This is a genomic window from Bradyrhizobium sp. HKCCYLR20261 (assembly GCF_051168435.1).
Lineage (GTDB): Bacteria > Pseudomonadota > Alphaproteobacteria > Rhizobiales > Xanthobacteraceae > Bradyrhizobium.
Genome location: NZ_JBNPUZ010000016.1, coordinates 90425 through 101621, shown reverse-complemented (window position 1 = coordinate 101621; position 11197 = coordinate 90425). Strand labels below are relative to the sequence as shown.

At 63.4% G+C, this 11197-nt stretch carries 13 protein-coding genes and 1 tRNA gene; 8 read left to right on the top strand and 6 right to left on the bottom strand.

The window, feature by feature from the left end; genetic code table 11:
* Positions 1 to 103: 103 nt before the first annotated feature.
* The 7 genes from ACQR1L_RS28030 (at position 104) to ACQR1L_RS28000 (ending at position 5487) form a co-directional block, all read left to right on the top strand.
* Positions 104 to 484: a phasin gene (locus ACQR1L_RS28030; RefSeq protein ID WP_434861152.1), complete on the top strand. Its 381-nt coding sequence runs from the start codon at positions 104 to 106 to the stop codon at positions 482 to 484.
* 245 nt (positions 485 to 729) lie between these two features.
* Positions 730 to 1164 (top strand): phasin, encoded by a 435-nt coding sequence (locus ACQR1L_RS28025; protein WP_434861151.1) that lies wholly within the window; start codon positions 730 to 732, stop codon positions 1162 to 1164.
* 259 nt (positions 1165 to 1423) lie between these two features.
* A tRNA-His gene (locus ACQR1L_RS28020) sits at positions 1424 to 1500 on the top strand.
* A gap of 146 nt (positions 1501 to 1646) precedes the next feature.
* Positions 1647 to 1817, top strand: coding sequence for a hypothetical protein (locus ACQR1L_RS28015; RefSeq protein ID WP_434861150.1), 171 nt, complete (start codon positions 1647 to 1649; stop codon positions 1815 to 1817).
* A 517-nt stretch (positions 1818 to 2334) separates the two neighbouring features.
* Positions 2335 to 3030, top strand: coding sequence for a hypothetical protein (locus tag ACQR1L_RS28010; protein WP_434861149.1), 696 nt, complete (start codon positions 2335 to 2337; stop codon positions 3028 to 3030).
* A 1209-nt stretch (positions 3031 to 4239) separates the two neighbouring features.
* Positions 4240 to 4578 (top strand): hypothetical protein, encoded by a 339-nt coding sequence (locus ACQR1L_RS28005; RefSeq protein ID WP_434861148.1) that lies wholly within the window; start codon positions 4240 to 4242, stop codon positions 4576 to 4578.
* A 231-nt stretch (positions 4579 to 4809) separates the two neighbouring features.
* On the top strand, positions 4810 to 5487 hold the full coding sequence (locus ACQR1L_RS28000; RefSeq protein WP_006610486.1) for a ParA family protein: 678 nt from the start codon (positions 4810 to 4812) through the stop codon (positions 5485 to 5487).
* A gap of 51 nt (positions 5488 to 5538) precedes the next feature.
* Here ACQR1L_RS28000 and ACQR1L_RS27995 read toward each other — a convergent pair whose 3' ends face one another.
* The 4 genes from ACQR1L_RS27995 to trxB form a co-directional block, all read right to left on the bottom strand.
* On the bottom strand, positions 5539 to 5673 hold the full coding sequence (locus ACQR1L_RS27995) for a hypothetical protein (RefSeq protein ID WP_434861147.1): 135 nt from the start codon (positions 5671 to 5673) through the stop codon (positions 5539 to 5541).
* A gap of 103 nt (positions 5674 to 5776) precedes the next feature.
* On the bottom strand, positions 5777 to 6682 hold the full coding sequence (gene dapA, locus ACQR1L_RS27990) for a 4-hydroxy-tetrahydrodipicolinate synthase (protein WP_434861146.1): 906 nt from the start codon (positions 6680 to 6682) through the stop codon (positions 5777 to 5779).
* 435 nt (positions 6683 to 7117) lie between these two features.
* Positions 7118 to 8041: a LysR family transcriptional regulator gene (locus ACQR1L_RS27985; protein WP_008962929.1), complete on the bottom strand. Its 924-nt coding sequence runs from the start codon at positions 8039 to 8041 to the stop codon at positions 7118 to 7120.
* Positions 8042 to 8048: 7 nt separating this feature from the next.
* Positions 8049 to 9014: a thioredoxin-disulfide reductase gene (trxB, locus tag ACQR1L_RS27980; protein WP_434861145.1), complete on the bottom strand. Its 966-nt coding sequence runs from the start codon at positions 9012 to 9014 to the stop codon at positions 8049 to 8051.
* Positions 9015 to 9295: 281 nt separating this feature from the next.
* Here trxB and ACQR1L_RS27975 point away from each other — a divergent pair, with 281 nt between their 5' ends.
* Positions 9296 to 9775: an Lrp/AsnC family transcriptional regulator gene (locus tag ACQR1L_RS27975; RefSeq protein WP_434861144.1), complete on the top strand. Its 480-nt coding sequence runs from the start codon at positions 9296 to 9298 to the stop codon at positions 9773 to 9775.
* A gap of 119 nt (positions 9776 to 9894) precedes the next feature.
* Here ACQR1L_RS27975 and ACQR1L_RS27970 read toward each other — a convergent pair whose 3' ends face one another.
* Positions 9895 to 10299 (bottom strand): DoxX family protein, encoded by a 405-nt coding sequence (locus tag ACQR1L_RS27970; RefSeq protein WP_434861143.1) that lies wholly within the window; start codon positions 10297 to 10299, stop codon positions 9895 to 9897.
* 255 nt (positions 10300 to 10554) lie between these two features.
* Positions 10555 to 11031 (bottom strand): transcription elongation factor GreA, encoded by a 477-nt coding sequence (greA, locus tag ACQR1L_RS27965; RefSeq protein WP_434861142.1) that lies wholly within the window; start codon positions 11029 to 11031, stop codon positions 10555 to 10557.
* Positions 11032 to 11197 lie beyond the last annotated feature (166 nt).

Below are 11197 nucleotides of genomic sequence, written 5' to 3'. Positions count from 1 at the left end.
GCGCGGGCGGTCACGATGAAAGTGGACCGGACGGGACGTGCGGATCGGCTCCGGCCCGTGCCGGCGCGCCGCAAGCCAATTTGGGCACCGGGAGGAGAGACACATGACGGACGACGGACGCAAATTCGAAATTCCGAAGGACATGCGGGCCATGGCCGAGGCCGGCTTCGACCAGGCCAGGCAGACCTTCGAGAAGTTCCTGGCCGGGGCGGAAGCGACTGCGGGCTCCCTTGAGGAGCGCGGCGCCACGGTGCGCGCGGGCGCCAAGGACATCGGCGCCAAGGTGCTGTCCTACGCCGAGAAGAACGTGCAGACCTCGCTCGACTACGCCCAGTCGCTGGTCCACGCGAAGGATCTGCCCGAGGTGCTCAAGCTGCACAGCGACTATATCCAGGGGCAGATGCGATCGCTGGCCGAACAGGCGAGCGAGATGGGTCAGGCGATTCAGAAGGCGGCGATCGAGGCGACCAAGCCCAAGGCCTGACGTCGCTTGAGAGCGGGGCCTGAGCAACCTGTTGTGCACGCGGGGATTGAGCGCAGTTCCAGGCGATCAGGACGCCCGCGACAAAGAGTTCCAGTTATCGGAAATAGTCGTTGCGTTGCACAAATTCGACACGATATAGCTCTACGCGAGGTTGTTACCTCCCAGGGGCGGTTCCTCTGCGTGATCCGAAGTGACGTCTCGTTGCCGGGACGATTGAGCCTTTAATGTTCCCAAGGATGCATGCCATGACCAATGCCACCGATCCTTTCTCCGCGTCCGTCATTCCCTTCGAAGTTCCCGAGCAGGTTCGGGCGCTCGCCGAGAAGGGCGTGTCGCAGGCCCGCGAGAACTACGCCAAGTTCAAGGACGCGGCCGAGACCCACAATTCGGCCATCGAGGCCTTCTTCGCCAACGCCAGCAAGGGTGCCGGCGCCTATTCGTCCAAGGTGATGGAGTTCACCAAGGCCAACACCACGGCGTCGCTCGATTTCGCCCAGGAGCTCTTCAGCGTGAAGTCGCCGTCGGAGGCGATGGAGCTGTGGGCCGGCTTCGCCCGCAAGCAGTTCGAGGCCTTCACCGCCCAGGCCAAGGAGCTCGGCGAGCTCGGCCAGAAGGTCGCCACCGAAACGGTCGAGCCGATCAAGGAAAGCGCCACCAAGCTGTTCAAGCCGGCGGCCTGAATCACCGCTTGAGCCCCGCTCGGCGCCCCGAGGCGCCAGCGGACGGCCGCGAATCCCGAGCCCGGCGCGTCCTGCGTCCGGGCTCGATCCTTTTCGAGCCCGCATTCTGGGCAGTCGCCAAAACCGCACACAATGGCGGCAAAAAACGCCGGGGAGGCGGGCGACTTTATCCGTTCTCGGACTTGCCAAATCCCCCCGTTGCACCTAGTTTCCGGCCCGTTCGGGCGCCCCCTCTCGCGGGGCCATCCCCGTTGCGGATGCAGTTGTAGCTCAGTTGGTTAGAGCGCCTGTCTGTGGAACAGGAGGTCGGTGGTTCGAGCCCACCCAACTGTACCAAAATCCAGCCATATCGATCCTATGCCTGACTACCTGCTAGGCGCGTCCGATCTCACGGGGCAACAAGCGTCGGGACCGCCGATTAGCTCCGCGGCCGGCGCAGCAGCGAATGCACGCCAAGCGATCTTGATGCCTGAGGACGCGTGATGGATGCGAAGTCAGCCGCAGCATTCCAGGAGCATGTCGAGCGGTCCATCGAGCAATTGTCGCTCGCTCTCACGGTTGCCGAAGAAGCTTGTGACGACGAAGAATGTCTCAGGCTGAAAGGGATGATCGGCGATGTCATCGCCCGGCTGGACGCCATGCTCCAGCCGTAGGGCGGATTTGCGCCAACGTAATCCGCCATCTTCGTTGCGGATTGGCGCGATTGTGGCGCAGCAGGCGGAACACGCTGCAGGTCGTAGTGGCCAAGGTCTCACGGCGAAGCCGGTCGGCTCCCCTCCCCCTTGCGGGATCCTTCGCTCCGCGCTTCACAACTCATAGCGGAATTCGGGGACCCCCACCCCCGACCCCTCCCCGCAAGGGGGAGGGGAGCGGACCGTCTGCGGGGACACAGTATCGCCGTGAGTTGCTCCGCTCTCGCCTCAGCAACGGTGAACTCCCCTCCCCCTTGCGGGGAGGAGTTGGGGGTGGGGGTCCGAGTGATGAACTTGCTGGGGAGCGCTGCGATGTTTCGTTTCGGGCGGCGCTTCGCAAGCGATGAAGCCAGGTCACTCGAGCTGCACGCTGGTGCGCCGGCGGTGAGACGACGCCGTTCGCCTTGTTCTTGGCTTATCGAGGGCGCGGGATTCGTGGACCCCCACCGCCGACCCCTTCCCACAAGGGGGAGGGGAGTTGGCAGCCGGGCCGATCCTCCGAACAATTCCGTTCGCCACCGGCAGCCTCGATCTAGCCGACCCGAGATCAATCACGTGTTGGATCGCCGAGTATTTCTCCGCTGTTCTGAATGCGCGGGCGACTACTCCGTCGACGCCGGTACAGCATGTTTCTGACCACTTGGAGGCTTGCAGAGATCCCGGTGCAGAAAAGGCAACGTATGCTGGAATGATCAAGTCGCAATTCACGGCCGGGAGGGACATTCGGGCCTCCTTGTGCCAGTATGCCGATCTACGCAAAAGCCCGACTGGAGCGAACGTGCCGACGTATTTTCCAATCGATGCGGGCGTGAGCTTCGCGTGCGATGACAGCGATCTTCTCGCGGTCAATTGGCAGCGGGATCGTCTTTCGGCAGATTTCATTCTGCCGGGCATGGAGAAACGCGTGCTCCGTGTCCACTTCGATGACGCCACCATCGTCCGCCTCCTCGACGAATTTCCGCTCAGTACTGAGCAGGACACAAAACCTGAAGGCCTGGTCTCACGCCACTTCGCCTACCGTGTCGAGGGCGCGGTGTTTGCGGAGATGCAATCGGAGGCTTGGAAGTTGAACTTTCATCCTGCCAGCCACTATCGCTTCATCACGGGATGGGGATGCATGGACGTCCTCTGCAAGGCTTCGCCTTACTTTGAAATCGTTGATCGCGACCAATGATAGATTTCCGCATTGGGTGAGAGGCAGTTTGCGGCTAGAGGCGCCTGCATCCGCTTCAACCCGTAGTGCGAGCAAGCATCTCGAAGTTGGATCAAGGCTATTCAACGAACGGACGGTAGGCTCCCTCGCCCCGCTTGCGGGGAGAGGGTTGGGGGCTCTCTCCATGCGCACCAGACTCGGCGAGAGTCCCCTCCAACGGATTGCATCTGACGATGCAATCTGACCTCTCAGCGCGAGCGAAGCTCGTCGCGCCTCCGCAAGCGGCGAGGTGAGGTCCCATCGTAGCTAATACATGTGCTCAGGTGAGGTTCAAGCTGGGGAGCCGTCATGCATCCTCCTTGGTAGAAGGCCGCCATGCGAATTCCAGACATCCCGGCTCTTACTAACCGGGTATGTCGCTCCAAGTCATCAAGCAACTACGCATCAGCGAATTGAATCGTGGGCCGTTCTAAGTCCATGATCTCCTCGTGTAAGAGCCCGGTAACGGCGAAGATTCGACGTTGCCTTCGTTTCCGATTTGCAGAAAAAATCCTTGACGTTACCCCCAAATCAGTGGTCTTATCCGCGTATCCCGTCCCAAGCGAAGGGGCGTACGCGCGGTCGTCACGATACGTGGGGCGGGGATGCGGTGGCCGTGGTGGATCAGGCGCTGATGCGCGACGACTGATCGATTGCGGGCGATGAAGTCGTGTGGTCCTGGCCTCTCGTCGCTGAGGTCAAGTCGACGTGTTGCTTGACGGCACGCGCTGATGATGGGGGCAAGAACGCCGATCCCCAGGGAGATCACGTATAATTCGCAAGCCCATCGCGCAGGGAATGCCGGATGTTCGGCTGAACCTGTGGTGACTGCCGCCTGCTTATTCTTCTGCAGGCGGGCCATGGGTGAGGCCTTCACCCGGCATTCCCTGCGCCCTCGCGTTGAGCGGGGGCCGTCGACGAAAAACTCGGGCGGATGGCGCCGCGAGCCGCGAGCGCGTGTCCGCGCTGCAGGTGAAGGTGTGATGAACTGATGGTGTCTCGACCGGTTTGCGTCCCCTGCCGTCACACATCGGCCGGAGGAGCAGCAGCATCGAGGACGCGCTGGAGATCAATCCTTCAGCGGTCCAACCGGGCGTCGCCGGTTCGGCGTCAGGGGCGTGAAGCCGCACGCGCGCGGCTTGCGAATCCGTGGGTGTTGCAACTAGTGTCGCTGAACCGGAGGAGGGCACGATGAGGGGCGTCCTGTTGGCACTGCTGGGAGCGGCGCTGCCGGTCCTGACGATGGTTCCAGTTTCCGCGTATGCGTATACCGCCGAGCAGGAGCAGGCGTGCACGGGCGACGCCTTCCGGCTGTGTAGTTCCGACATTCCCGATGTCGATCGTGTCACCGCTTGCATGGTCCGGCGCAAGGCCGAACTGTCGCCGCCGTGTCGCGCCCAGTTCGGTCCGCCGCCGCGGCAGGCGGCATCGCGCGCCGACAAGCCGATGAGTATTCGCCCGGCGGCAACCAGGAAGCCGGTCAATGCGCGCGCGGGCAAGACGAAGAAGTCGCGGCCGGATGAAACCTGACGCGCCGATGCGCACCACGCCGTGCAGCTTCAGCATGCAAGCACACGCGGTGAACACCGGATGTTGCCGGAGAAAGCGACATCATCGGCTGCATTTTCTGCTGACGGTGTGACTCAAAAACCAATCCGTTTCAGCAATCAGGAGTTACGCCATATCAAACGCTAAATTTATCTTCCGCGAATCAGTCCGCTGATTCATTTTCGCCGCCGGGGTCAATCTGGAGGCCAAGGTATGAACGTTATTGTTTTCGCATCGCGTAAGGGCGGTTCAGGCAAGAGCACCCTGGCCGCTCATCTCGCTGCGCAGATCAAGGCGAGCAAGTCCTGTCTGCTCATCGATGCCGACCCCCAGGGGTCGCTGACGCTCTGGCACAAGCTGCGCGGCACCAACGAGCCGCCGATCAAGACCGCCGTGAACTCGGTGAGCGCGATCGTCTCCGCCGCCCGCCGCGACGGTGTCGAGTGGGTGCTGATCGATACGCCGCCGACCATCTCGGCCGTGGTCGAGGATGCGATCAAGAACGCGACCATGGTGATTATCCCGGCGCGTCCGGGCGTGTTCGACGTCAACGCGGTGCAGGAGACGATCCAGACCTGCCGCGCCGCGCGCAAGCCCTATGCGGTCGTGCTCAACGGCGCGCCGGCGCGCCGCGACGATGCCGAGAGCCCGATCGTGACGATCGCCCGCGAGGCGCTCGCCAAGTTCAAGGCGCCGGTGTGGGGAGGCCAGATCACCAACCGCGCCGATCTGCTGATGGCGCTGGGACAGGGCGAAGGCGTGCGCGAATATTATGCCGAAGGCCGCGCGGCGGCCGAGATCGCCCGCCTGTGGGCTGCGATCGAGCGCTCGGTGAAGGCGATCCGCGGCACGGTGTCGGCCAACGGCGCGATGCACAAGCAGGCGGCGTGATCGGGACACGGGAGTTGAACGCGCGGGGGACCGCGCGTTTTGGCAGCGAGATCAGGCGACCATCAGCAGATAGAACGCGATCGCCGGCGTGAGCGTCAGGATCACCGACCAGATCCCGATCGCCCAGAGAATGTCTTCGGTGCTGAATCCCTGACGCTCAGGGAATGGATGATCCTGAAAAGCCACAACGCCCCCGCGCTCGTTTTGAGGTTTTCAACATCGATAGCGGATCATCTTTAAACATCGCGTTTCGGACTAGGCCGCATTTGCCGACCTTTGTTAGCTCCGATTAACCACCGCCGCGCCGCCGCTCGATCTCCTGGTCGAGCCGGGCCGCGAGCGCGGCGCCGACCTCGACCATCGGCAGCCGCACCTCGGGGCTGGCGATCAGTCCGGTGCGCGCCAGCCAGTACTTGGCCGGAGCGGGGCTCGGCTCGGTGAACAGCAGCCGCGTGAGATCCTCGACCTCAGCCCAGGAGGTCGCGGCGGCCTCGGTCTCACCGGCCTTCACGCGGCGCAGGATGGCGGCGAAGGTCGCGGTCTCAAGATGCGCCGACAGCAGGATCGCGCCGTCGGCGCCGGCCTGCAACGCGTCGAAGCTCTGGGCGTCCTCGCCCGTGAGGATCCGGAAGTCCGGCGGCCGGCGTGCGATCAGCTCGCGCGTCTGCATCCGGTTGGCGCAGCAATCCTTGAGGCCCGCGATGGCGGGATGCGCCGCGAGTTGCAGCAAGGTCTCGTTGTCGAGCCCGACGGCGGATCGATACGGAATGTTGTAGAGCACGATCGGATGGGCGGTCCGATCGGCCAGCGCCGTGAAATGCGCCAGCAGCCCGCGCTGCGAGGGACGGACATAGGGCGGGCTGGAGATCAGATAGAAGTCGATGGGCCATGATGCGGTTCGATCGAGCGCCTCGATCAGATCGGACGTCGCGACGCCGCCGAGGCCGAGACAGATCGGGAGGGGACGTCCGATGCCGTCGCATTCCGCGCGGACCACCTTGACGAGGCGGGCGCGCTCGTCCCACGACAGCGACAATCCCTCGCCGGAGGTCGCGCCGAGCACCAGGCCGTCGATCGGCTTGGCCGCGTAGTGGCGGACCAGATGCCGCAGCGAGGCTTCGTCGAGTGCGCCGTCCCGGAACGGCGTGATCAGGGGAAGCCAGAGGCCATGAAGATGTGTGCTGGATATCGTCATGATCGTCTCTCAATGCTGGATGGCCGGAGACGGGACATGAAAAAACCCCGTCCTTGCGGCGGGGCCTGGTGATGCGGCGTCTGCTCGAACGAGAGTCTAGCGCGCGCGTCCACACGTCCCCGGAAGGGGAGCTTTTTTCGACGACAGTGCAATGCGCGAAATCGTGGACATGAGATCTAGATGCGCCGTGCACGACGCGCTGTCAACGACGTGAGCTCAGACGACGGCACAAAAAAATAGCCGGGCCCAAATGAGCCCGGCTGGAGGTTTTGGCCAATGAGGCCGACACAATCACCTTCCAAGAGGGATTCCCGAGCGCTCACGCCACTGGAGGAGGGGGACAATGCGCAGCGCCAACGCTCAGTACTCAAGCAGTATGATCCTTCATGCGGCCCTGCAGCAACTAGGCAGGCCGCATGTCAGACATGCACAATCTCAAGCCGGCCAGCGCTGCGCTTTGCTCACGACAAAGTCACGGAACACTTGCACGCGTGCGACCGTCTTCAATTCCTCGGGATAGACGAAGTAGGTGTCGAGCTGGATCGAATCGGACTCGCCGAACAGCTGCACGAGACGGCTGTTCTCTTCGACCAGATAGTCGGGCAGCGCGGCGATGCCGAGCCCCTGCTGGCAGGCGCGAACGAGACCGAGAATGTTGTTGACCTTGAAATAGGCCTCGCGCGGACCGGAGCCGTTGCGGCCGGCGTCGACCAGCCAGTTGCGGTTCTGCAGATGCGGCGCGACCTGGCCGTCGGCGAGCATGATGATGCGGTGGTCGTCGAGCTCGTCGAGGGTGCGCGGCGTGCCGAAGCGCTTCACATATTCCGGCGAGCAGTACGCATGGAAGCTGATCGCGAACAGCTTGCGCTGGATCAGATCGGGCTGCGTCGGCTTGCGGGTGCGGATCGCGACGTCGGCCTCGCGCATCGACAGGTCGAGCTCTTCGTCGGTGACGATCAGCGAGATCCGGATCTCCGGGTACATCGCGGTGAACTCGCCGAGCCGCGGGATCAGCCAGTTGATGCCGACGCCGGGCGTGGTCGTGATCTTGAGGTCGCCGCTCGGGCGCTCCCGACTGTCGGTCAGCTTGGCCCGTGCCGCCTGCAGCTGCATGAAGACGTCATGCGCGGTCCGGAACAGCAGGTCGCCCTGCTCGGTCAGGATCAGGCCGCGCGCATGGCGATGGAACAGCGAGACCGCCAGCTCCTGCTCGAGCGCGCTGACCTGGCGCGAGACTGCCGATTGCGACAGTCCGAGTTGCTCCCCGGCATGCGTGAAGCTGCCAGCTTCCGCCGCTGCGTGAAACACCTTCAGCTTGTCCCAATCCATATCCGTAAATCCATCCCGTGATCGTGGCATCGTCAGTTCATTCCGCAGCGGCGCGTTCGCTCGCCGCGTGGGCGATGAAGCGTTCAGCCTCGAGGGCTGCCATGCAGCCCATGCCGGCGGCGGTGATCGCCTGCCGATAGGTTTCGTCGGCGACGTCGCCGGCGGCGAACACGCCGGGGACGGAGGTCGCGGTCGAGCCGGGCACCACCTCGACATAGCCGGAGGGCTTCAGCTTGAGCTGTCCCGCGACGAGCTCGGTCGCCGGCGCATGGCCGATCGCGACGAACACGCCATCGGCCGGCATCTCGGAGACCGCGCCGGTCTTGATGTTCTTGAGCCGGACATGCGTGACCTTCGACGGCGAGCTCGCGCCGCAGATCTCGTCGAGCACGCTGTCCCAGACCACCTTGATCTTGGGGTGTTTGAACAGCCGCTCCTGCAGGATGCGCTCGGCGCGGAAGTGGTCGCGCCGGTGCACGACTGTGACGGTGGAGGCAAAATTGGTCAGGAACAGCGCTTCCTCGACCGCGGTATTGCCACCGCCGACGACGACGACCTCCTTGCCGCGATAGAAGAAGCCGTCACAGGTGGCGCAGGCCGACACGCCGAAGCCCTTGAAGGTTTCCTCGGACGGCAGACCCAGCCAGCGCGCCTGGGCGCCGGTGGCCAGGATCACGGTCTCGGCGAGATAGACGTCACCGGAATCGCAGGTCAGGCGGAACGGACGCTGGCCAAGCTCGAGCTTGGTCACCAGATCGGTGCGGATCTTGGCGCCGACATGGGTGGCCTGCTTCTCCATCTGCTCCATCAGCCAGGGGCCCTGGATCACGTCGGCGAAGCCCGGATAGTTCTCGACGTCGGTGGTGATGGTGAGCTGGCCGCCGGGCTGGATGCCCTGGATCAGCACCGGCTCAAGCATGGCCCGTGCCGCGTAAATCGCCGCCGTATAGCCGGCGGGGCCGGAACCGATGATGACGACTTTGGCATGGATCGGAGCTTGCATGACGACGAGAACTCGCTGGAAAGGGGTAGATTGACGACGCAGCGAGCGGAATGCGCGGAAGAAACGCCCCGAAGCCCCATCGAAAATGTCAAATCCAAGTCTAAGCCATCTGGCAAGCTATGCAAGAATTGCAACGCATCTCGGCGAATTTTCCCTTCACGAGGCGGTCAACAGGGGAAATCTAGAGTAATAAAATTGCGCAAATTGACCGGCTTGCGCTAAGAGATTGCGATCCACCGGGGGCCTGCCTCCCGTTTGTTCCCACCAGCCCCCAATCCCCCGTGACCAAGAATCTCGACGACATCGATCTCAAAATCCTGAGCGAAATTCAGGCCGACGGCAGGATCACGAATGTGGAACTGGCCAAGCGCGTCGGGATCTCGCCGCCGCCCTGCCTGCGGCGCGTCAGGACGCTGGAGGAGGAAGGTTACATCACCGGCTACCGAGGCTTGCTCGATCCGCGCAAGCTCGGCTTCGACGTCACCGTGTTCGCCGCGGTTCATCTCTCGAGCCAGGCCGATGCCGACCTGAAGGCGTTCGAGGAGTTCGTGCGGTCGGAGCCGCTGGTGCGGGAGTGCTGGATGCTGTCCGGCGAGGTCGACTTCATCCTGAAATGCGTGGCGCCTGACATGGCGACCTTCCAGGAGTTCGTGACGCATCTCACGGCGGCACCGCATGTGCGCAACGTGCGGACGTCGCTGGTGCTGCACAATTCGAAATACGACGCGGCGGTGCCGCTCGAGGTGAAGGGCCGCAATTGAACGTGGCCGTCATTCCGGGGCAGCCCCGAAGGGGCTGAACCCGGAATCTCGAGGTGGCGTCGGTAGTCTCTGGATTCCGGGTTCGATGCTGCGCATCGCCCCGGAATGACGACGTTAGATTAGGCCTTCTTGCGCAGCAACGCGTCGAGGCTGATCGGGCCGCCGCCCGCCGTCGCCAAGTAGAGGCACGAGAAGCAGAAGGCGATCGCCGCCGTGCCGTTGTTCAGGAGCGGCAGCCAGACCGGCTCACCGGTCTTGAACATGTGGCCGAGGAAATAGGCGAACGCCATCTGGCCCGAGAGGATGAAGGCGACCGGGCGCGTCAGCAGGCCGACCATTAGCAGCGCGCCGAGAACGAGTTCGACCATGCCGGCCGTGTAGATGAGCGGCGGGATATTCGCGAAGTACGGAATCACCGGAAACTTGAAGATCTTCGCCACGCCGTATTGAAACAGCAGCAGGCCGGTGATGAAGCGAAACAGGCTGAGCACAGCCGGTTGCCATTTCGAGAGCATCTGCTCCATGTGTGATCGTCCCCCAATCCAAGAAATCATTCGATACGACGGGCCCGGATCTCGACGTCCGGCGTAGCTCGCCGATCTTGACCTAGCCCATTCCTGCAACCCCGTCACCGCGTCTGTCTTCCCGGCCCGATGAATTGACCGTGTACTGCCGAACTGGTGGGGCGGACCAGGCGTCCAAAACGAGAAAGGGCTGCGCCTTCGCGCAGCCCTCGCTTAGTCCAGACGTCAATGGAGCACGTGCTCGGTGAGGTCGCCTCAGCGCCACTCGACCTTTTCAATCTCGTAAGACTTGGCCCCGCCCGGAGCCATGACTTCGACCGTCGTTCCCATCTTCTTGCCGATCAGGGCACGGGCCAGGGGTGAGGTGATCGAGATCTTGCCCTTCTTGGCATCGGCCTCGACCTCGCCGACGATCTGCCAGACCGTCTTCTTCTCGGTGTCCTCATCGATCAGGGTGACGGTCGCACCGAACTTGATGGTATCGCCGGACAGCTTCGTCACATCGATGATGTCGGCGCGCGCGAGCTTGTCCTCGAGCTCGGCGATGCGGCCCTCATTGTGCGACTGCTCTTCCTTGGCGGCGTGATATTCCGCGTTCTCCGACAGGTCGCCATGGGACCGCGCTTCGGCGATGTGCTCGATGATGCGCGGGCGGTCCACCGACTGGCGCTGCTTGAGCTCGGTCTCCAACGCGGCGTAGCCGCCGGCGGTCATCGGAACCTTTTCCACCATCTCTTCTCGTCCTTCAGCCGTGCGGGCAGAGGCGCGCACGATCAGCATCTTCAGAATAGGCCATTGCGGCTCAAAGCAAAGCCTGAAAGCTCGGCCGCGCCGGTCCCGTCAAAGGCGGGACCAACATCGAACCGGGCAGCGAGTTCCTGCCGGAGGGCGTCATTTC